We start from the raw sequence: 19,828 nt of genomic DNA, 5'->3' as shown, positions 1-19,828 counted from the left end.
TCAGCTCCGGCGGGCGACCGCCAGCCACGCGGGCAGGTCGACGTGCCCGCCGACCGGCACGCCCAGCAGGTCGGCCTGCGCCTGGTCGGGGACGCGGCCACGGTAGGTGCTCTCGCGCAGCTGCTCGACCGCCCAGCCGGGCCGGGAGAACGCGGTGCGGATGGCGTCGTCGGTGACCTCGGGACCGAACGCCGGCCCCGGGGCGAGACCCAGGAGCACGATCCGGCCCCCGTCGACCACGACGTCGCGCAGGGCGTCGGCGTACCGGGCCTGGTCGTCGGCGTCGAAGATGTGGAACAGCGCGCTGTCGAGCACGGTGTCGAACCCGCGCAGGCCCGTCGGGTCCAGGGCGTCGGCCTCGACGAACGACGCCCCGACCCCCCGCGCGGCCGCGATCGCGCGCCCACGGTCGAGGGCGGCCGGCGCGGAGTCGGCGCCGACGACGTCGTGGCCGCGGGCGGCGAGCAGGACGGTGTGCTCGCCGGTGCCGCAGCCGAGGTCGAGCACCCGGCCGCGCAGCAGGCCCTCGGCCTCGGCGGCGACCACGGCCGGCTGCGGCTCGCCGATCACCCAGGGCGGCTCGCCGGCGACGTAGGCGTCCTGGAAGCGGGAGGGGGCAGGAGTGGACATCGGGAGACCTCCGGGTGCGGTGTCGTGACCACCGAGCCTCCGACCTCGATCGTTCTCGAGGTCAAGACCGCCTCCGCGCACCTCAGTCGTGCGCGAGGAACATCGTCACCCCGCCGGAGGCGAAGTTCGGGACGTCCGCGGCCGCGGCCTGGCCCTCCGCCGAGCCCATGCCGGCCTGGAGGTCCTCCGCCGAGTCGAACGACAGCTCGGCGATGAGGTAGTAGGGCGGCGGGTTCTCGTCGAGGGACGCGGCCTTGCGGGCGGTCCAGCCCTTCAGCCCGCCGATGGCGTCGACGAGGGGAGCGTGGGTGTCGCGGTAGTACGCGTCGAAGGCGTCGGGGTCGGTGGGGTGGCCGTAGAGGACGGTGACGATGTGCACGCGATCACCCCACCACGCGCGACGGCCCCGGGACCACGGACCGTTCGGGGAGGTCCGCGGCGCCGGGGCCGTCGCCGAGGGGAGCGGAGAGGTCAGGGGCGGGCGTGCTTCTCCACCACGGTGCCCAGGCCCGGCAGGGCCTCGACGACGTTCTCCTGGGCCTTCGGGCGCAGCTTGCCGTAGACCGACGTGATGGCCGCACGGTTGCTGCGCTCGGCGCGCCGGTCGGTGACCGCCAGCAGCGCCTCGGAGGCCTCGTGCGGGCGGGCGGCGAGGAACGTGCCGAAGTCGCCGAGGGGCTCGGTGGAGTATGCGGCCCAGAAGGGCTCGAGCTGGTCGACGAACTCGTCGAGCATCTTGTCGATCGCCTCGGGGATGATGCCCGGCTTGACCTTCTTCACGGCGGCGTAGCCGGTCTTGACGATCCCGCCGGACAGGCCGCTCTTGTTCGCGACCTCGGTGTCGACCAGCGTCTGCAGGTCGGCGACGACCGCGCCACGGCGGTCGGAGTCGAGAAGGCGAGCCTTGAGGGTCTCGGCCATTCGGTGTCCTTCCTCGGGGAGCAGGGAGCGCCGCCGACCGTACGACAGCGCCGGAGCGGACCGGGCGGCAGGGGGCCGGGTGAACCACACGGGTGTGGTTCAGCGAGGTGTGTGCGCGCGGGCACCACAACCCGTCCGCGCCCCCGACCTCCCAGGAGTCGCCCGTGTCCGCGTCCACCACCCGAGACCGCCTCGACGCCGCGCTCGACGGCCTGTCGTTCCCCGCCGACCGCGACACGATCGTCGCGGCCGCCGAGCGCACGGGTGACGAGCAGACCGTCCGCGCCCTGCGCGCCGTGCCGCCGGTGGAGTACGGCAGCGCGTCCGACGTCGTCGCGTCGGTGTCGCTCACCGAGGACGACCACCCCGACGAGGTCCCGCCCGAGGCGCGCTGACACCTCGGCCCGGAGACGACCGAAGGGCCCCTCCGCTCGGTTCTCCCGAGCGGAGGGGCCCTTCGGTCAGTACGGGGTCGCGCGTCAGCGGCTCGTCTCGAACCGCTCGTTCGGGACGCAGTGGGTCATGACGAGCCCCCCGACGTCGCGGCGCCCGTTGTTGCCGAGGTCGGCCAGGCGCTGCTGGTCCTCCTCGGACAGCGTCTGGCTCTCCAGCGGCTCCAGGTGGGCGACGTCGGAGGCCTTGATGCCCAGGCCCTCACCGACGCGCTCGCCCAGCTCGTCCTCGACGAGGAAGAAGTGCCAGACCATGCGCTCCTGCACGTCGCGCTCGCACTGACCCAGCAGCGTGACGAAGTTGTTCACCAGGTCGTCGCGCTCCCAGTCCTCCATGAGCAGGTACCGCTGGCCGGCCTGCAGGTAGTCCTGGGTGAGCGGGATGCGCTTGCGCGTGACTCGGCCCTCGATCACCGGGCCCTGTTCGTCGTGCTGCGGGTACTGCGCCTCTCGCAGGCCCCCGTGGATCGACGGCTCGTAGTTCACGTGCGGGTTGGTGCCCGGCACGTGGTCGACCGAGTACTCCATCTGCCCGTCACGCTGGTTGGTGGCCACCCGCGTCTTGGGCTGGTTCACCGGCAGCTGCAGGTAGTTGGGTCCGACGCGGTAGCGCTGGGTGTCGGAGTACGAGAACGTCCGGCCGATCAGCATCTTGTCGTCGGAGAAGTCGAGACCGTCGACCAGCACGCCGGTGCCGAACGCGATCTGTTCGTTCTCCGCGAACTGGTTGACGACGTTGCGGTCGAGCACCATGCGGCCCACCGGCTTCGCCGGGAACTCGTTCTCCGGCCACGTCTTGGTGTCGTCGAGCGGGTCGAAGTCCAGCTCCGGGTGCTCGCCGTCGGCCATCATCTGGACGCGCAGCTCCCACTCGGGGAAATCGCCGTTCTCGATGGACTCGTAGAGGTCCTTCGTGGCGTGCCCGAGCTCGTAGGCCTGGATGTTGGCCGCGTCCTCGTCGGTCATCGAGCGGACGCCCTGCTTCGGGATCCAGTGGTACTTGACCAGCACCGACTCGCCCTGCTCGTTCAACCACTTGTACGTGTTCACGCCGAAGCCCTGCATGTGGCGGTAGTCCGAAGGGATGCCGCGCGGGCTGAACAGGTTCATGAGCATGTGCATGCTCTCCGGCGTCTGCGACATGAAGTCGAAGATCCGGTTCGGCTCCTGGTGGAACGTCACGGGGTCGGGCTTGAGCGCGTGGATGACGTCCGGGAACTTGATGGCGTCGCGGATGAAGAAGACCGCGAGGTTGTTGCCGACCAGGTCCCAGTTGCCGTCCTCGGTGTAGAACTTCACCGCGAAACCGCGCGGGTCGCGGGCGCACTCGGTGGAGTCGCGACCGCCGATGACGCTGGAGAAGCGGACGGCGACGTCGGTGCGCTTGCCCTGCTCAGCGAACAGCTTGGCGCGGGTGTAGCGGTTGATGGGCTCGTCGCCCCAGGTCCCGTAGGCCTCGAAGTAGCCGTAGGCCAGGGCGCCGCGGGCGTGGACCACGCGCTCGGGGATGCGCTCGCGGTCGAAGTGGCTGATCTTCTCGAGGAACTGGTAGTTCTCCAGCGTCGCGGGCCCGCGGGCCCCGATGGTGCGCTGGTTCTGGTTGTCGTAGACCGGGTGGCCCTGCCGGTTGGTCAGCACCGCGCGGTCGTCGCCGGGTGCCGGACCCTTGCTGGACACGTCGGTCATGAGGGAACTCCTCGTGGTGGGACGTCGCGAACCCGTCGGGTCTACCCGGGTCCGCGTGAGCCCCTAACCGGTCACGTGCCGTCGTGTGCCGCGAGGAACGTCTCCAGGTCGCGCCACGAGTTCTCCCGGGCGCGGCGGCCCGCCAGCACGCCCAGGTGGCCGCCCGGCCGGACGACGAAGCGCAGGTCGGGGCTGCCGGTGAGCAGCTCGGTGGCCCGCTCGACCGCGGCGACGGGGGCGATGACGTCGTCGGCCCCGGCGACGAGCAGCACCGGTACCCGTACCGCGGCCAGCCGGACCGGGCGGCCGGCGAGGCGCAGGTCGTCGTCCGCGAGGTCGTTCTCCCGGATGACGTGGTGGTAGATCTGCCCGAACGCCCGGCCGGGGTAGGCGCTCATGCTGGCCATGAGCAGGTCGACGGCCTCGATCTGCTCGAGCAGCTCCCGGTCGTCGAGGTGGGTCAGCAGCGTCACGGGCTTGGTCAGGTAGCGCTCGACGCTGGTCAGCTGGAACGCCCACTTGACCGCGGTGGCCGGGAACGACCCGAGCGTGCGGTAGGCCGCCGAGAAGATCCGGCCGCCGGTGTACTCGGCGACCGACCGGAACGGGGCCACCAGGGGGACCGCGGAGACGTCGACGGGCGAGGCGAACGCGGTGACCGAGCGGATCGGGGCGCCCGAGACGTCGCTCGCCGCCGTGAGCAGCGCGAACAGCCCGCCCAGGCTCCACCCGACGAGGTGCACGGCGGCCTCGTCGTGCCGCGCCGCGACCGCGAACAGCGACGCCGGGAGGATCTCGTCGACCCAGAGCTCCAGCCCGCGGCGGCCGGCGGACGGGCCGGTCGAGGCGTAGGTGACGACATAGACCTCGCGGCCCCCGGCGAGCAGGTCCTCGACGAGGCTCGCGCCCCGGCGCAGGTCGAAGGCGAAGTCGGGCGCGCCCAACGGGGGCACGAGCAGCAGCGGGGCGCGCTGCGGGTCCGGCGTGACGAGCGGGTCGTAGCGCCAGACGGTGTAGCCCTCGCCGTGCAGGATCGGCAGGCGCGGCAGCCGCCGGGTGTCGGCGAGGTGGCCGCCGTGGGCGACGTAGTCCCACAGGTTGTCCCACGCGCGCCGCGGCGCGGAGGCCGCCGGGGTCGGCGACCGGCGGGCGAGCGTGCCGCCGGACGGGGCGGGCGCCGCGTCGTCGGGGCGCTCCTCGGGCTGCTGCTCGGCGGTCACACGACCGGATCGTAGGCCCGCTCGGGGCCACGGACAGCCCCACGTCACTCACGCGCCGTGAAATCCGCTCACTGCGGGTCACGGGGTGGGGTGGCACGTGCGGGCGTCCGCCCTGGTCCGCGCGACGTTTGCGCGCCAACGACTGGGCTGTTCGGGCGCAGGCGGCTCCGCCCGATCGTCCGAGCCACCGTCACACCTCTGCGCCGTTGGACCAGGTGGCGCCGCCCCGGGCCCGTCCTCGGGGCGGCGTGGCGCACCGACGAGAGGGAGCACCACCGTTGATCGAGCCCGTGTCCGAGACGCCCTGTGACACCCCGTCCGAGCGGAGCGGTGTGCGGTCGCGGATCGCGGCGGGGATCGGCGTCGGGCTGGTCGGGGCCGCGTCGCTGAGTACGGCGGTGTACCAGTCGATCACCCAGTCGTCGACGACCGTGGGCATGCCGGGCGCGATCGCCGAGGTCGACACGCCGCTGCCCTGGGGCGTCCCGGTCATCGCGCCGGTGGCGCCCGCCGCGGTGGACCCGACGATCACCCCGACCGTCGCCGACCTCGACCTGCGCGCCGACCGCCAGCCCCTGACGACCCCGGCCACGGCGGCCGCCGGCCCCGTCGCCGCGTCCTCGCCCGCGCCGGGCGGGGTCGTCGTCGCCCCGCCGGAGCCGCGGCCCGAGCGCGCGAGCACGACCGGCGGACGCCGGCCGGTGTCGTCGACGCCGGGGACGTCGGGGTCCACGCGGCCCACGACCTCGCCGGGCACGTCCTCGCCCACCGAACCCGCCACGGCCCCCACCCCGCAGGACACCACGGAGCCGTCGACGGGGCCCTCGACCGAGCCCTCGACGGAGCCCTCGACCTCGTCGACCGAGCCGTCCACGGACCCGTCACCCGAGCCCTCGACCGGCGGCTCCGCCGAGCCCTCGACGAGCCCGGCCGGCTGACCCCGCCGGCGCGCCCGGGCCCACGGACGCCGACGGCCCCGCTCCCGAGGGGGGAGCGGGGCCGTCGGTGCGATCCCGGGGCGCCGGTGGTGCGGCGTCAGCCGCGCGGGCGACGCAGGGCGGTGCGGCGCTCGGGGCGCAGGTGGAAGATCACCGCGGGCAGCACGACCACCGCGACGAACGGCAGGCCGACCAGCGGCAGCACGAACAGCAGCGCCAGGCCGATCAGCATGACGACCAGGGCGGTGAGCGGGTTGGTCGCGATCGCGCCGAGGCGGACGAGCGCGGGCTGGTGGCGCGCGGCGGTGGTGATGCGCGCGGCCAGGCCGGGCGAGCCGGCCGCGTCGGCCGGGCGGGCCGGGGCCGTGCGCGGGACGGCGGAGGCGGGACGGGGCAGGGTCGGCGTGCTGTGCGGCCAGGGCAGAGCCATCGGGGTGCGTCGGTCCTTCGGGTCGTGATGTCAGCGGGGCGCGTCGGGGGCCGCGCCGGCGCCCGACGGCCGGGGGCTGGGGCCGGGGGTGCCGGGGCGTCGCGGGGATCGACACCGGGATGACGCCTGCGGGGGCCGGGAGGTTCCCACGGGTTCGGTATCGATTCGGCAACGGCGGAGACGGGACGTCAGGGCATTGTTCTCCGTCACCCGTTCGGCCGGGATGACCCGAGAGAGTGGTTCGCCGGGCGTATCCGCCTACGCTCGCCGGGGTGCGCGCCCCGCCCGGTGAGGAGCCCCTCCGCGACGCCCTCGACCCGGGCGTGCGGGCCCTGCTCGAGCGCTGGTCCGACCAGCCGGCGATGTTCGCGGGGACGGTCGCGGAGGCCCGCGAGCGCTACGCGGCGCAGCTGGCCGAGGCCGCCGGCGCGGCCCGGGTGCCGGAGATCACCGACGCCGGCGGGGCGGCCGTGCGGGTGCACCGTCCGGCCACCGAGAGCTCCGACGCCCTGGCGGTGTTCGTGCACGGCGGCGGCTGGGTCCTCGGCGGGGGCGACGTCTACGACGCGGTCGCGGCCCGGCTCGCCGACGACCTCGGTGCCGTCGTGGCCGCCGTCGACCCCCGGCTCGCGCCCGAGCACCCGTTCCCGGTGCCGCTCGAGGACACCCTCGCCGCCGTCCGGGCCCTGCTCGACGACCGCGGCCCCGCCCGGTGGGCCCTGGTCGGCGACAGCGCCGGGGCCAACCTCGCCGCCGTCACCGCCCTAACCCTGCGCGACGAGGGGCGCGGGCCGACGGCGAGCCTGCTGGTCTACCCGCCGCCGGACTTCGAGGCGCGCTACCCGTCGCTGGCCGAGAACGCCGAGGGCTACTGGCTCACGGCCGGCGACGTGCGGGCCTGCTCGAAGCTCTACCTCGCGGGCCACGACCCCCGCGGCGACGCGCGGCTCTCGCCGTTGCGCGCGGCGTCGCTCGCCGGGCTCGGGCCCACGATCGTCGCGACGGCGGGGTACGACCCGCTCCGCGACGCCGGGCACGCCTACGCCGACGCGCTGGCCGCCGCCGGGGTGGACGCGCGGCGCCGCGAGCACCCGTCGCTGGTGCACGGCTTCTACGGGTTCACCGCCGCGGTCCCCGCGGCGGACGCGGCCGTGGCGGCGCTGCACGCCGAGCTCGCGGAGCTGCTGGCGCCTACTTGAGCGGGTCGTGACCCCAGTTCATCAGCGAGTACCGCCACTTGGACGTCTCGATGTCCTCCTTCGTCGGCTTCTGCTTCAGGTGCCGCGCCACGTAGCCGTGCACCTTCTTCATCGCCGCGAGGTCGTCGTCGTCGAGGTCGTCGGCCTTCTTCTTCTGGATCTCGACGATGCGCCGGCCCATGTGGTGCCCGGTCGACTCGTCGGAGTCGCCCGACGACTGGCCCACCGACTGCGACTCGTCGGTCTTCAGCCACTTCTCGAGCTCACCGGTGTCCATGTTGACGACCTCGTCGAACTCGTCACGGATCTGCTGGGTGTCCTTTCCGGCCATGGCCGCGTGTACCCCCGACCGGCTCCTCGACACCGCCGGATACTGGGCCGGTGGAGGGCCGGCCGGGGAGCGCACCCCTCGTCGGCCGGGACGACGAGGTGTCCGCGCTCGTGGGCGCCGCCCTGTCGGGACCGGGTGGCCTCGGCCTCGTCACGGGCGAGGCCGGGAGCGGCAAGACCCGGCTCCTCGACGAGGTCGCGGCCCGGGTCGATGCGGCCGGCGCGCGGGTGCTGCGCGGCCACGCGGTGCCCGGCGGCGGCGCGTTCCGACCGCTGGTCGAGGCGCTCGCCCCCGCGGCCGACCCGTCGCTGGCCGCCGTCGGCCGGCTCGGCCCCTTCGCCCCGGTGCTCGCCCGGCTGCTGCCGGCCTGGGCGGCCGTCCCCCCGGTGGCGGCTCCCCACCTCGTCGACCCCGTGCTCGTGCTCGGCGAGGCGCTCGTCGAGCTGCTCGGCGTGCTGGCCGGTGGGCGCCGCACCGTCCTGCTCCTCGACGACCTGCACTGGGCCGACGCCGACACCCTCGCCGTCCTCGAGTACCTCGCGGGGCGGCTGCCCGGGGTCGGCGTCGGGGTGCTCGGGGCGCTGCGCAGCGACGAGCGGCCCCCGTCCGGGCTGGCGCCCCTGCTGCGCCACCGCGAGGTGCCGGTCCGGGACCTCGGCCGGCTCGGCGCCGACGACGCCGCGCGGCTGGTGCGCAGCCTGCTCGGGGACGCGGAGGAGGCCGCGGAGGACGCCGCGCAGGTCCTCGCCCACGCCGAGGGCCTGCCCCTGCTGCTGGAGGAGCTCAGCGCGGGCGCCGGCGGCGGCCTGCCCGAGGCGTTCGCCGACGCCGTCGCGCGCCGGGTCGACGGGCTCGACGCCGGCGACCGTCACGTCGTGCGCGTCGCCGCCCTGCTCGGGCGCGACCTGCCCTGGGACCTCGTGGCCCCCGCGGCGGACGTGGAGAAGGCCACGGCCGCCGGGGCCCTGCGGCGCGCGGTGGACGCGCGGCTGCTCGTCGTCGCGCCCGACGGCGGCCTGCGCTGGCGCCACGCCCTGACCCAGGACGCCGTGCTGGGCGCGCTCACCCCGCCCGAGCGCGCGGTGCTCGCCGCCGGGGCCGCCCGCGCGCTCGACCGCCCCGACCTCGCCGGGCCCGTCCTGGCCCGCGTGGCCGAGCTGCACGCCCGCGGCGGCGACCACGACCGCGCCGCCGCGCTGCTGCTGCGCCACGCCCGCGAGCACCGGGCCGCCGGGGCGCCGGCCGCCGCGCTCGCCGTGCTCGAGCAGGCGACGGCACTGGCGGGGGAGGAGCACCGGGTGCCGGTCGCGCTCGAGCGGGTGGAGGTGCTCGCGCTCGCCGCCCGCGTCGACGAGGCGCTCGCGGTCGGCGAGCACCTCCTGGCCGACGTCGCGGGGGAGGCGCGCACCGGGCTCGCCGTCGCGCTCGCCCGCGCCTGCGTCGCCGCCGAGCGGTTCGCCGAGGCCCGGCGGCTGCTGGCGCGCGGGGGCGACGCCGCGGACCCGCGCGTCCTCGCCGTCCGGGCGCACGTCGCGCTGGGCGCGGGCGAGGTGGGGGAGGCACTCGGGCTCGCGGACCGCGCGGTGGCCGGGGCCGAGGGCCACCCCGAGGCCGCGTGCGAGGCCCTCGAGGTGGTCGGCCGGGCGCACCGGCGCGGCGACCCGGAGCGGTCGGCGGCGGCGTTCGGCCGGGCGGCGGAGATCGCCGAGGAGCACGGGCTCGTCGCGTGGCGGATCCGGGCGCTCTCCGAGCTGGGCGTCGCCGACATCTTCGGCTGCGGCGACGGCGAGGCGCTGCGCCGGGCCCGGGAGCTGGCCGCGGATGCGGGGATGCTCGGCACGGCCACGATGCTCGACCTGCAGCTGGCCGCCGTGGTCAACGGCCGGATCGGCCCGGTGGCCGGGGCCGCGCAGGCCGAGCGCTGCGGGGAGCGGGCGGGCCGCCTGGGCCTGCGCGGTCTGCGGGGGCACGCGTTGCAGTTCGTGGCCCGGGGGCGGGTGTTCGCCGACCGCACCGCCGAGACCGAGGCGCTGTTCGCCGAGGCCACGGAGCTGTCGGCCCACCCCGTGCACGCGGAGAGCGCCCGCGCCCTCGCCCGGGCCCACGACCGCTGGCTCGCCGGAGACACCGCGGCGGCCGTCCCCGCGTACGACGCCGCGGTCGACCTCCTGCGCCGCGCGGAGGGGGCGAACGCGACCCCGTCGTGGGGGGAACGGGCGGTGCTGCGCACCGCGCTCGCGCCCGCCGACCCCGGGCCGCGGGAGGAGCTGCGCGGCTCCGACGTGCTGGTCCAGGCGCTCAACCGCGCGGCGCTGCACCTCTGCGACGCGGTGGCCGCCGCCGAGCGGGGCGACGACCCCGGCCCGCAGCTCGCCGCCGCCGAGGACCTCATGGCCCACCGGCCCTTCTTCCGCCACCTGCTGCGCGGCTACCTGCTGGAGCACACGGTCCTCGGCGACCCCGTGCCCGTCCTCCACGAGACGCTGGCGTGGGTCGCCGGCACCGAGGAGGTCCGGCTCGGACGCTGGTGCCGGGAGCGGCTGCGCGCGCTCGGGGCGCCGGTGCCCCGCCCGCAGCGCGACAGCACGGACGTGCCGCCGGACCTGCGCGCGCTCGGCGTGACGGGGCGCGAGATGGAGGTCCTGCGGCTCGTCGGCGACGGGCTGGCCAACCCGGAGATCGCGGCGCGCCTGTCGCTGTCGCGGCGCACGGTCGAGACCCACGTCGGGAACCTGCTGGCCAAGACCGGGGCCGCGGGCCGGGGCGAGCTGCGGAGCCGCCTCCCGCGCTGAGCCCGCTGGATCCGTGTGCCGCACGGATCCGCGCGCGCCGGCGTGTCACGAGGCTCGAGGCATGGACACCACACACGAGATCACCACCGGCGTCGTCGACGTGGGCGACGCCCGCCTGCACTACCGCGAGCGGGGCGACGGGCCGCCCGTGCTGCTCGTGCACGCCGGCGTCTTCGGCGACTGGTTCGCCCCGGTCTTCGCCGAGCCCGCCCTCGACGGGGTGCGCCTGATCGAGGTGCGCCGCGCCGGCTACGGCGACAGCTCCACCCCGGACGCCCACCTGACCTTCGCCGACCACGCCCGCCAGTGCGTGGCGCTGCTGCGCGGGCTGGGGATCCTGCGCGCCACCTGGGTCGGGCACTCGTCGAGCGCGAGCATGGCCCTGCAGGCCGCCCTCGACACCCCCGAGGCCGTCGAGCGGCTGGTGCTGTTGGAGCCGGCGCCCAGCCCGGCGGGGCCCTCGGCCGAGGAGCTCGTGCGGACGGCGGTCGGGCCGGCGGTGGGCGCCGCCCAGGCCGGGGACTTACGGGGCGCCACGGACGCGTTCATGACCGGCGTCAGCGGCCCGGGGTGGGCCGACGTCGTGCGGGCGCGCCTCGGCCACGACGCGATCGAGCGCGTGGTGCGCGACGCGCGGTTCTTCTTCACCGACGAGATCGTCGCGGCGAGGGAGTGGGCGATCGACGAGCCGACCGCGGCGCGCGTGACGGCACCGACGACGCTGGTCTACGGCGCCGCGGGCGTGACGAAGGCGCACGAGGAGACGACGCGCCGATTGGCCGCGTGGATCCCCGGTGCCGAGCTGGTCGCCCTGCCCGGCGTCGGGCACGCCATGCCGCTCGAGGACCCGGCCGCGCTGGCCGCCCTTTGCGCTGCGCGCTCGTGAGTGCTCGTCCGTGCCAGGGCACGGACAAGCACTCACGAGACGCTAGTCAAAGCTGTGCTCCGGGCCGGGGAAGGTGCCCTCGCGGACCTCGCGGGCGTAGGTCCCCGCGGCGTCCGCGAGCACCGCGCCCATCTCGGCGTAGCGCTTGACGAAGCGCGGGGTGCGGCGCGACGGGTCGGAGAGGCCGGCCATGTCGGTCCACACGAGCACCTGGGCGTCGCACTCCGGCCCCGCGCCGATGCCCACGGTCGGGACCGGGATCTCCGCGGTGACCCGCTTGGCGACGTGCGCCGGCACCATCTCGAGCACGACGGCGAACGCGCCGGCCTCGGTGACGGCGCGGGCGTCGGCGAGCAGCTTCTCGGCGGCGTCCTCCCCGCGGCCCTGCACGCGGTAGCCGCCGAGGGCGTGCTCGCTCTGCGGGGTGAAGCCGAGGTGCGCCATCACCGGGATGCCGGCGTCGACGATGGCCCGGATGCGGTCGGCGTAGTGCGCGCCGCCCTCGAGCTTGACCGCGTGCGCCCCGCCGCTCTTCATGAACTCGACGGCCGTGGAGACGGCCTGCTCGACCGAGACCTGGTAGCTGCCGAAGGGCAGGTCGGCGACGACGAGGGCGTGCGGGGCCCCGCGCACCACGGCGCGCGTGAGGATCAGCAGCTCCTCGGTGGTCACCGGCACCGTGGTGTCGTAGCCGAGGACGGTGTTGCCGGCCGAGTCGCCGACGAGCAGCACGGGCACGCCCGCTTCGTCGAAGATCCGGGCGGTGTTCACGTCGTAGGCCGTGAGCATCGGCCAGCGCTCGCCGCGCGCCTTCATCTCCTGGAGGTGGTGCACGCGGGTGCGTCGCGGGCGCGCCGTGGACTCAGCGGGTGACGTCATCGTCGTCCGTCCTTGCCTCGAGGCCCACCGGCTGCGGTGGGTCCCCGGGTCGTCGGGGTGGGAGCTGCTGCAACGGTGTCACCGCGGACGATGCCCGGCCGCCAGCTGGGACCGACCTCACAGCCGGTCCTCCCCGTCACCGTCCGGTCACGAGCGGGATGGCAGGGTGACGGCCGTGCGAGCCACCGCCGGTCGACGTCCCCGCGTCCCCGTGGGCGGCGCCGTGCGCGCGGCCCTCGTCGGGCTCGCGGTCCTCCTGCTGGCGGCGTGCTCGCAGGTCGTCCCCGGCACCGCGGTGCCGGACGCAGCCGTGAGCGCCCCGCCCGGGCTCGAGACCTTCTACGGCCAGGACCTGGCGTGGGGGCCGTGCGCGCCGTTCGCGGCCACCGAGGAGGACCGGCAGATCTACGCCGACCCGGCGCTGCAGTGCGCGCGGATGCAGGTGCCGCTCGACTATCGGCAGCCCGCGGGGCGCACGGCCTCGATCGCCGTGCTGCGCCACGCGGCGCCGCCCTCGCCGGACCGCATCGGGTCGCTGGTGATCAACCCCGGCGGGCCGGGAGCGTCGGGCATCCAGACCGCCGCCTACCTCGCCACCTCGCTCACCCGGACCGACGTCGGGCGCCGCTTCGACATCGTCGGGTTCGACCCGCGAGGGGTCGGGGCGAGCGAGCCCGCGATCCGCTGCCTCGAGGGTCCCGAGCGCGACGCCGACCGTCGCGACGACGACACCGACGCCTCGCCCGCCGGGGTCACGCAGACCGAGGCCGAGGAGCAGCAGACCGTCGGCCTGTGCGCCCAGCGCACCGGCGCCGACGTCCTGGCCAACGTCGGCACCCGCGACGTCGCCGCCGACATGGACGTCCTGCGCGCGGCGCTGGGCGACCCGCGGCTGACCTACCTCGGCTACTCCTACGGCACACGCATCGGCTCGACCTACGCCGAGCTGTTCCCCCGCAACGTGCGGGCGATGGTGCTCGACGGCGCCCTCGACCCCGACCAGGACCCGACCGCGGAGCTCATCGAGCAGGGCCGCGGCTTCCAGGGCGCGTTCGACGCCTTCGCCCGGGACTGCGCGTCGCGGCCGAACTGCCCGCTGGGTCAGGACCCGGCGCAGACCACCCGCGCCTACCAGGACCTGACCCGGCCCCTGATCTCCACGCCGCTGCCGCTGCCCGACGGCCGCGTCCTCTCCTACGGCGACGCCCAGCAGGGCACGATCAACGCCCTGTACGTCGAGGCCTACTGGCCCCGGCTGCAGCGGGCGCTGAGCGACCTGCGCGCCGGGCAGGGCGCGTCGCTCATGCGGCTCGCGGACGAGTACTACGAGCGGAACCCCGACGGCACCTACGCGCCGTCCCAGGACGCGTTCGAGGCCATCCGTTGTGTCGACGACCCGCGGGTCACCGACCCGGGTCAGTCGTTCGCCCGCGCGCAGGCCTACAACGAGGCGGCGCCGTTCCTCGACAGCGGCCGCGGGGTCTCCTCGGCCCGCGACAGCTGCGCGTTCTGGCCGGTGCCGCCGACCAGCCAGCCGCACGTCCCGCAGGTGGCGGACCTGTCGGCGCGGCCGCTGGTCGTGTCGACCACCGGTGACCCGGCGACGCCCTACCAGGCCGGTGTCGAGCTGGCCCGGGCGCTGAACGGGGCGCTGCTGACGAAGGTGGGCGACGAGCACACCGCGGTGTTCCAGAACTCGCCGTGCGTCGACGACATCGCCACCCGCTACCTCGTCGACGGCACGCTCCCGCCGCCGGACGCGACGTGCCCGGCGACGTGAGCCAGGCCCGGCTTCCCGGGATCATGGTCCGCGCTTAGGGTCGCCCCATGGATCGCCAGCAGGAGTTCGTCCTGCGCACGCTCGAGGAGCGCGACATCCGCTTCGTGCGGCTGTGGTTCACCGACGTGCTCGGTTACCTCAAGTCGGTGGCCGTCGCGCCCGCGGAGCTCGAGGGAGCGTTCGCCGAGGGCATCGGCTTCGACGGATCGGCGATCGAGGGCTTCGCCCGGGTCTACGAGTCCGACATGGTCGCGAAGCCCGACCCCTCGACGTTCCAGGTGCTGCCCTGGGAGACCGCGGGCGGCGGGCACTACTCGGCGCGCATGTTCTGCGACATCACGATGCCCGACGGCTCGCCGTCCTGGGCCGACCCGCGCCACGTCCTGCGCCGCGGTCTGTCGAAGGCCGCCGAGGCCGGCTTCACCTGCTACGTGCACCCCGAGATCGAGTTCTACCTGCTGCGCGACCTGCCCGACGACGGCACGCCCCCCAAGCCCGCCGACACCGGCGGCTACTTCGACCAGGCGAGCCACAACACCGCGCCGCACTTCCGCCGCCGGGCGATCGAGTCGCTCGAGGCGATGGGCATCTCCGTGGAGTTCAGCCACCACGAGGGCGGCCCCGGCCAGCAGGAGATCGACCTGCGCTACGCCGACGCCCTGACGATGGCGGACAACATCATGACCTTCCGCTACATCGTCAAGGAGGTCGCGATCACGCAGGGCGTGCACGCGTCCTTCATGCCCAAGCCGTTCACCGAGCACGCCGGCTCGGCGATGCACACCCACGTCAGCCTCTTCGAGGGCGACCACAACGCGTTCCACGACGCGTCGGAGCCCTACGAGCTCTCCAAGACCGGCAAGGCGTTCGTCGCCGGCGTCCTGCGCCACGCGCGCGAGCTCTCGGCGGTCACCAACCAGTTCGTCAACTCCTACAAGCGCCTCATCGTCGGCGGGGAGGCCCCGACCACCGTGTGCTGGGGCCACGCCAACCGCTCGACGCTGGTCCGCGTGCCGATGTACTCGCCGGGCAAGGCCTCGTCGCGGCGCGTCGAGGTGCGCACCATCGACACCGCCGCCAACCCGTACCTGGCCTACGCGGTGATCCTCGGTGCCGGCCTGCAGGGCATCGCCGAGGGCTACGAGCTGCCGCCGGCGGCCGAGGACAACGTGTGGATGCTCTCCGAGGGCGAGCGCCGCGCGATGGGCTACGAGACGCTGCCCCAGAACCTCGACGGCGCGCTCGCGGCGATGGAGCGCTCGGAGCTCATGGCCGAGATCCTCGGCGAGCACGTGTTCGACTTCTTCCTGCGCAACAAGCGCGCCGAGTGGGACGCCTACCGCCGCAACGTCACGCCCTACGAGCTGGCGACGTACCTGCCGACCCTCTAGTGCCCCGCCGGCCGTTGGTCGTCGCGGTGGCGCTGGCCGCGACGTCGACGGTGGCGCAGGGCCTCGCCCGCTTCGGCTACGGGCTGGTGCTGCCGGTCATGCGCGAGGACCTCGGGTGGTCCTACGCCACCGCGGGCTCGCTGAGCACGGCGAACGCCGTGGGCTACCTCGTCGGGTCGGTCGGGGCCCTCGCGGTGGCCCGGCGCCTGGGCGCGGTGCTCGCGTTCCGGGTCACGGTCCTCGCCGTGGTGCTCACGGTCGCGGCGGGGGCGCTCACCGGCGACCTCGCCGTGCAGCTCGTGCTGCGCTTCCTCGCCGGGGCGACCTCGGCGGTGGCGTTCGTGCTGGCCGCCGCCGTTGCGAGCCGGCTGCGCACCGCCGACGGGCGCTCGGGTCCGTTCCTCGCCGTCTACTTCGCCGGCGCCGGGGCGGGCATCGTCCTCAGCGGGGTGTTCGTCCCGCTCGCCGCCGCGGCGGCGAGCTCGCCGGCGGAGGCCTGGCGCTACGCCTGGCCCGCCCTCGCGGTGCCCGCGGTCCTGCTGCTGCCCGTGATGTGGTGGGCGTTCCGGGAGTCCGACCTGCCGCCGGCGGCGTCCGCCCGCGACCGGTCGGCGCTGCGGCGCATCAGCCCGCTCGTCGCGTCCTACACCCTCTTCGGGGTCGGCTACATCGGCTACATGACCTTCGTGCCCGACCTCCTGCGCGGGCAGGGCCTGGGCGACGCCGGCATCGCCGCGTTCTGGATCGCCCTGGGGCTGGCGAGCGTCGTCGTCACGCCGCTCGGGGCACCCCTGCTGCGCCACCTCCCGCCCGCGGCCGGGGTGGCCGGCCTCCTCGCGGCGACGGCGGTCGCCGGGGCGCTCCCCGTGCTGGTCGGCGGCGTCGGTGCGGCGTGGATCTCCGGGATCGTCTTCGGCGCCTCGTTCCTCACCGCCATCACCGCGCTGGCCGACGCCGCACGGCGGGTCCTCGACCCGCGCCACTGGACCGCCTCGCTCGCCGTGCTGACCACGGGCTTCGCGCTCGGGCAGTGCCTCGGCCCGGTGCTCTCGGGGCTGGTCTCCGACGCCGGTGGTGGCCTGGAGACGGGCCTGTCGGTGTCGGCGGGCGTCCTCGGCGTCGCCGCGCTCGTCGGGCTGCTGCAGCGCACCCCGCGGACCGAGCGGGTGGGAAACTCGGCACCATGACCGAGTCCTCCCCGACGAGCCGGCGCCCGGACCGCACGGGCCGTGCTCCCGCGCGCCTCGGTCTCACCGACCCCGATGCCGGTCCGCGCCTGGCGGCGCTGGGCTGGTGGGACGGGGAGGCCCCGGTCGCGGGCACCGAGATCGTCGTGTGGGCGCTCGCGCGCAGCCCCGACCCCGACCTCGCGCTGCTGGCCGTCGAGCGGCTGCGCGAGGCGCTCGGCGAGGGGGAGTGGGAGGCGATGGGGGAGGCGCTGCGCACCGACCAGGGTCTGCGCGGGCGCCTGTTCGGCGTGCTCGGCGGGTCGACGGCGCTGGGCGACCACCTCGTCGCGCACCCCGAGCGCTGGCGCACCCTGCGCAGCGAGGGCACCCCGGGCCGCACCTACGACCCCTCCCAGCTGCCCGACCTCGACGAGCGCACCGCGACGCTGCTCTCCGCGGTGGGCGCCGCGACCGGCGGCGACGACCCCCCGCGCGCCACCGTGCTCGAGGCCGCCGGCGTCGGGGTCCTGCGCCTGGCCTACCGCGACGCGGTGCTCGCCCTGGCCGCCGCCGACCTGCAGGCCGTGTGCGAGCCCGAGCTGCCGATCGTGCCCGTCGAGGTGGTCGCCGCGCAGCTCGCCGACCTCGCCGCCGCCGGGCTGCGTGCGGCCCTGGCCGTGGCCGACGCGACGGTCGCCGACGCGATGGGGAGCAAGGACGACCGGGAGCCCGGGGATCCGCTGCCCTGCCGGCTCGCAGTGATCGGGATGGGCAAGTGCGGCGGCCGCGAGCTCAACTACGTCAGCGACATCGACGTGATCTTCGTGGCCGAGGGCCAGACCGACGTCGCCACCCGGCTCGCCTCGACCATGATGCGCATCGCCACCGAGGCCTTCCTCGAGGTCGACGCCAACCTGCGCCCCGAGGGCCGGCAGGGCGCGCTCGTGCGCACCCTCGACGGACACGTCTCGTACTACCGGCGCTGGGCGAAGACCTGGGAGTTCCAGGCGCTGCTCAAGGCCCGCCCGGTGGCCGGTGACGAGGACCTGGCGCGCGAGTACACCGAGGCGCTCGACCCGATGGTGTGGAGCGCGGCCGATCGCGAGGACTTCGTCACCGACGTGCGCGCCATGCGCCGCCGCGTCGAGGACCACATCCGCGCCGACCACGCCGACCGCGAGCTCAAGCTCGGCCGCGGCGGGCTGCGCGACGTCGAGTTCGCCGTCCAGATGCTGCAGATGGTCCACGGCCGCGGCGACGAGGCGATCCGCAGCCCCAACACCCTCGAGGCGCTGTCCGCGCTGGCCGACGGCGGCTACGTCGGGCGCGACGACGCCGCCAACCTCGCCGCGTCCTACCGCTTCCTGCGGCTGCTCGAGCACCGGGTGCAGCTGCAGAAGATGCGCCGCACCCACCTCTTCCCGCCCGACGACGACGTCGCCGGCCTGCGCTGGCTGGCGCGCGCGGCCAAGCTGCGCGCCGACGGCTCGCGCGACGCGGTGGGCGCGCTGCAGCACGAGCGCGCCCGGCACACGGTGCGCGTCCGGCGGCTCCACGAGAAGCTCTTCTACCAGCCGCTGCTCGAGTCGGTGGCCCGCGTGCCGGGCGAGGCGCTCGTGCTCACCTCGGACTCGGCGATGCGCCGGCTCAAGGCGCTGGGGTGGACGTCGCCGCAGGGCGCGCTGGGGCACCTCGAGGCCCTGACCAGCGGCGTCAGCCGCGGCACCCGCATCCAGCGGGCCCTGCTGCCGGTGCTGCTCGACGAGCTCGGCCGCACCGCCGACCCCGACCACGGGCTGCTGGCCTACCGCAAGGTGTCCGAGGCCCTCGCCGGGACGCCCTGGTTCCTCGGCTACCTGCGCGACGAGGGCGTCGCCGCCGAGCGGCTCATGCGCGTGCTGGGCACCTCGCGGTGGGTGGCCGAGATGATGCCGCGCACCCCGGAGGTGCTGCGGCTGCTCGCCGGCGACGGTCCCGACGCCGACCTGGTGGCGCGCCGACCCGAGGACGTCGCCGCGTCCCTGCGCCGGGCCGTCGCCCGCCACACCGACCCCGAGTCCGCGGGGCAGGTCGGCCGCTCGATGCGCCGGATCGAGCTCGTCCGCGTCGCGTGCGCCGATCTGCTCGGGCTGCTCGACACCCCCGCCGTGTGTGCCGCGCTCTCGAGCATCTGGGTCGCGGTGCTCCAGGCCGCCCTCGACGCCGCCGAGCGCGGGCACGTCGGGGACGGCACCCGCCCGGCCCGCATCGCGGTCATCGGCATGGGGCGCCTCGGCGGGGCCGAGCTGGGCTACTCGTCGGACGCCGATGTGCTGTTCGTGTGCGAGCCAACCGAGGGCGTCGACGACGCCGAGGCCGTGCGGTACGCGAAGGCGGTGGCCGAGGCGACGATCGCCGCCCTCGGCGCGCCGAGTCCGGACCCGCCGCTGGAGGTCGACACCAAGCTGCGCCCCGAGGGCCGCGGCGGCCCGCTCGTGCGGACCCTCGCGTCGTACCGGCAGTACTACACGACGATCGCCGACACCTGGGAGCACCAGGCGTTGCTGCGCGCCCGGCCGGTCGCCGGCGACGACGACCTCGGGGCCGCGTTCATCACCGCGATCGACCCCGTCCGCTACCCCGCCGACGGGCTGCCGGACGCGGCGGCGATCGAGATCCGACGCATCAAGGCCCGCGTCGACAACGAGCGCCTGCCGCGCCGCGCGGACAAGGCGCTGCACACCAAGCTCGGCACCGGCGGGCTCTCCGACGTCGAGTGGACCGTGCAGCTGCTGCAGCTCCAGCACGCCGGGTCCGTCGAGTCGCTGCGCACGCCGTCGACGCTCGAGGCCCTGGACGCGGCGGCGAAGGCGGGGCTGCTGGAGCCCTCCGCAGCCGAGGAGCTCGCCGCCGGCTGGACGATGGCCACCCGGGCCCGCGGCGCGGCCACCCTGGTGCGGGGGCGACCGACCGACGAGGTGCCCCACTCCGGGCGGGAGCTGGCCGCCGTGGCCGCCGCGCTGGGCCACGACCCCGACGAGGACCCGGGCGAGTTCCTCGACGAGTACCGCCGCGTCACCCGCCGGGCCCGCGCCGTGGTCGACCGGGTCTTCTACCTCGTCGACTGAGGATTTCTCCGATTTCT

Annotated in this window: 17 protein-coding genes; 9 read left to right on the top strand and 8 right to left on the bottom strand. The window is 75.5% G+C overall.

Annotated features, from left to right (window positions below; genetic code table 11):
• From ACQPX6_RS18710 to ACQPX6_RS18700, 3 genes are all read right to left on the bottom strand, one after another.
• On the bottom strand, positions 1-630 hold the full coding sequence (locus ACQPX6_RS18710; protein WP_433781899.1) for a class I SAM-dependent methyltransferase: 630 nt from the start codon (positions 628-630) through the stop codon (positions 1-3).
• Between the two features lie 82 nt (positions 631-712).
• Positions 713-1,009: an EthD family reductase gene (locus ACQPX6_RS18705; RefSeq protein ID WP_433781897.1), complete on the bottom strand. Its 297-nt coding sequence runs from the start codon at positions 1,007-1,009 to the stop codon at positions 713-715.
• A gap of 92 nt (positions 1,010-1,101) precedes the next feature.
• On the bottom strand, positions 1,102-1,551 hold the full coding sequence (locus ACQPX6_RS18700; RefSeq protein WP_433781895.1) for a DUF6918 family protein: 450 nt from the start codon (positions 1,549-1,551) through the stop codon (positions 1,102-1,104).
• Between the two features lie 164 nt (positions 1,552-1,715).
• On the opposite strand from ACQPX6_RS18700, the gene ACQPX6_RS18695 reads away from it, so the two are divergent.
• Complete coding sequence (locus ACQPX6_RS18695) at positions 1,716-1,946, top strand: DUF2795 domain-containing protein (RefSeq protein ID WP_433781892.1); 231 nt, start codon at positions 1,716-1,718, stop codon at positions 1,944-1,946.
• 84 nt (positions 1,947-2,030) lie between these two features.
• Here the strand turns inward: ACQPX6_RS18695 and ACQPX6_RS18690 are convergent, their stop codons facing one another.
• A complete protein-coding gene (locus tag ACQPX6_RS18690; RefSeq protein ID WP_433781890.1) occupies positions 2,031-3,689 on the bottom strand; it encodes a catalase in 1,659 nt (552 codons plus the stop codon).
• Between the two features lie 71 nt (positions 3,690-3,760).
• Positions 3,761-4,909, bottom strand: coding sequence for an alpha/beta fold hydrolase (locus ACQPX6_RS18685; RefSeq protein WP_433781888.1), 1,149 nt, complete (start codon positions 4,907-4,909; stop codon positions 3,761-3,763).
• A 332-nt stretch (positions 4,910-5,241) separates the two neighbouring features.
• Here ACQPX6_RS18685 and ACQPX6_RS18680 point away from each other — a divergent pair, with 332 nt between their 5' ends.
• Positions 5,242-5,847, top strand: coding sequence for a hypothetical protein (locus tag ACQPX6_RS18680; RefSeq protein WP_433781886.1), 606 nt, complete (start codon positions 5,242-5,244; stop codon positions 5,845-5,847).
• Between the two features lie 97 nt (positions 5,848-5,944).
• Here the strand turns inward: ACQPX6_RS18680 and ACQPX6_RS18675 are convergent, their stop codons facing one another.
• A complete protein-coding gene (locus ACQPX6_RS18675) occupies positions 5,945-6,277 on the bottom strand; it encodes a hypothetical protein (protein ID WP_433781884.1) in 333 nt (110 codons plus the stop codon).
• A 272-nt stretch (positions 6,278-6,549) separates the two neighbouring features.
• Between ACQPX6_RS18675 and ACQPX6_RS18670 the strand changes: the two genes are divergently transcribed.
• Positions 6,550-7,476 (top strand): alpha/beta hydrolase, encoded by a 927-nt coding sequence (locus ACQPX6_RS18670; RefSeq protein WP_433781881.1) that lies wholly within the window; start codon positions 6,550-6,552, stop codon positions 7,474-7,476.
• Here ACQPX6_RS18670 and ACQPX6_RS18665 read toward each other — a convergent pair.
• Positions 7,469-7,807, bottom strand: coding sequence for a DUF3140 domain-containing protein (locus ACQPX6_RS18665; RefSeq protein ID WP_433781879.1), 339 nt, complete (start codon positions 7,805-7,807; stop codon positions 7,469-7,471). The two genes, ACQPX6_RS18670 and ACQPX6_RS18665, sit on opposite strands and share 8 nt — an antisense overlap.
• A gap of 50 nt (positions 7,808-7,857) precedes the next feature.
• Between ACQPX6_RS18665 and ACQPX6_RS18660 the strand changes: the two genes are divergently transcribed.
• Both ACQPX6_RS18660 and ACQPX6_RS18655 read left to right on the top strand, forming a co-directional pair.
• Complete coding sequence (locus tag ACQPX6_RS18660; protein WP_433781877.1) at positions 7,858-10,599, top strand: ATP-binding protein; 2,742 nt, start codon at positions 7,858-7,860, stop codon at positions 10,597-10,599.
• A 61-nt stretch (positions 10,600-10,660) separates the two neighbouring features.
• Positions 10,661-11,485, top strand: a complete 825-nt coding sequence (locus ACQPX6_RS18655) for an alpha/beta fold hydrolase (RefSeq protein ID WP_433781875.1) — start codon at positions 10,661-10,663, stop codon at positions 11,483-11,485.
• Between the two features lie 42 nt (positions 11,486-11,527).
• Here the strand turns inward: ACQPX6_RS18655 and panB are convergent, their stop codons facing one another.
• Complete coding sequence (gene panB, locus ACQPX6_RS18650) at positions 11,528-12,364, bottom strand: 3-methyl-2-oxobutanoate hydroxymethyltransferase (RefSeq protein WP_433781873.1); 837 nt, start codon at positions 12,362-12,364, stop codon at positions 11,528-11,530.
• Between the two features lie 175 nt (positions 12,365-12,539).
• Between panB and ACQPX6_RS18645 the strand changes: the two genes are divergently transcribed.
• The 4 genes from ACQPX6_RS18645 to ACQPX6_RS18630 are packed head-to-tail and all read left to right on the top strand — an operon-like array spanning position 12,540 to position 19,811.
• Positions 12,540-14,144, top strand: coding sequence for an alpha/beta hydrolase (locus ACQPX6_RS18645; protein WP_433781871.1), 1,605 nt, complete (start codon positions 12,540-12,542; stop codon positions 14,142-14,144).
• A gap of 47 nt (positions 14,145-14,191) precedes the next feature.
• Positions 14,192-15,535, top strand: coding sequence for a type I glutamate--ammonia ligase (gene glnA, locus ACQPX6_RS18640; RefSeq protein WP_433781869.1), 1,344 nt, complete (start codon positions 14,192-14,194; stop codon positions 15,533-15,535).
• Positions 15,535-16,722: a YbfB/YjiJ family MFS transporter gene (locus tag ACQPX6_RS18635; protein ID WP_433781867.1), complete on the top strand. Its 1,188-nt coding sequence runs from the start codon at positions 15,535-15,537 to the stop codon at positions 16,720-16,722. The genes glnA and ACQPX6_RS18635 overlap by 1 nt, the downstream gene beginning before the upstream one ends.
• Positions 16,719-19,811, top strand: coding sequence for a bifunctional [glutamine synthetase] adenylyltransferase/[glutamine synthetase]-adenylyl-L-tyrosine phosphorylase (locus tag ACQPX6_RS18630; protein WP_433781865.1), 3,093 nt, complete (start codon positions 16,719-16,721; stop codon positions 19,809-19,811). The genes ACQPX6_RS18635 and ACQPX6_RS18630 overlap by 4 nt, the downstream gene beginning before the upstream one ends.
• The last annotated feature ends 17 nt before the right edge of the window (positions 19,812-19,828 follow it).

The organism is Actinomycetospora sp. CA-101289 (assembly GCF_050955895.1).
In the GTDB taxonomy this organism is placed as follows: Bacteria; Actinomycetota; Actinomycetes; order Mycobacteriales; family Pseudonocardiaceae; genus Actinomycetospora.
The sequence above is the reverse complement of the archived record's forward strand: the minus strand, read 5'-3'. Positions and strand labels throughout refer to the sequence as shown.

What these genes read in the sequence shown, in the direction of transcription:
- ACQPX6_RS18710 (WP_433781899.1), bottom strand. Translation starts at nt 630, where the DNA reads ATGTCCACTCCTGCCCCCTCCCGCTTCCAGGACGCCTACGTCGCCGGC.
- ACQPX6_RS18700 (WP_433781895.1), bottom strand. Translation starts at nt 1,551, where the DNA reads ATGGCCGAGACCCTCAAGGCTCGCCTTCTCGACTCCGACCGCCGTGGC.
- ACQPX6_RS18690 (WP_433781890.1), bottom strand. Translation starts at nt 3,689, where the DNA reads ATGACCGACGTGTCCAGCAAGGGTCCGGCACCCGGCGACGACCGCGCG.
- ACQPX6_RS18675 (WP_433781884.1), bottom strand. Translation starts at nt 6,277, where the DNA reads ATGGCTCTGCCCTGGCCGCACAGCACGCCGACCCTGCCCCGTCCCGCC.
- ACQPX6_RS18665 (WP_433781879.1), bottom strand. Translation starts at nt 7,807, where the DNA reads ATGGCCGGAAAGGACACCCAGCAGATCCGTGACGAGTTCGACGAGGTC.
- ACQPX6_RS18655 (WP_433781875.1), top strand. Translation starts at nt 10,661, where the DNA reads ATGGACACCACACACGAGATCACCACCGGCGTCGTCGACGTGGGCGAC.
- panB (WP_433781873.1), bottom strand. Translation starts at nt 12,364, where the DNA reads ATGACGTCACCCGCTGAGTCCACGGCGCGCCCGCGACGCACCCGCGTG.
- glnA (WP_433781869.1), top strand. Translation starts at nt 14,192, where the DNA reads ATGGATCGCCAGCAGGAGTTCGTCCTGCGCACGCTCGAGGAGCGCGAC.
- ACQPX6_RS18630 (WP_433781865.1), top strand. Translation starts at nt 16,719, where the DNA reads ATGACCGAGTCCTCCCCGACGAGCCGGCGCCCGGACCGCACGGGCCGT.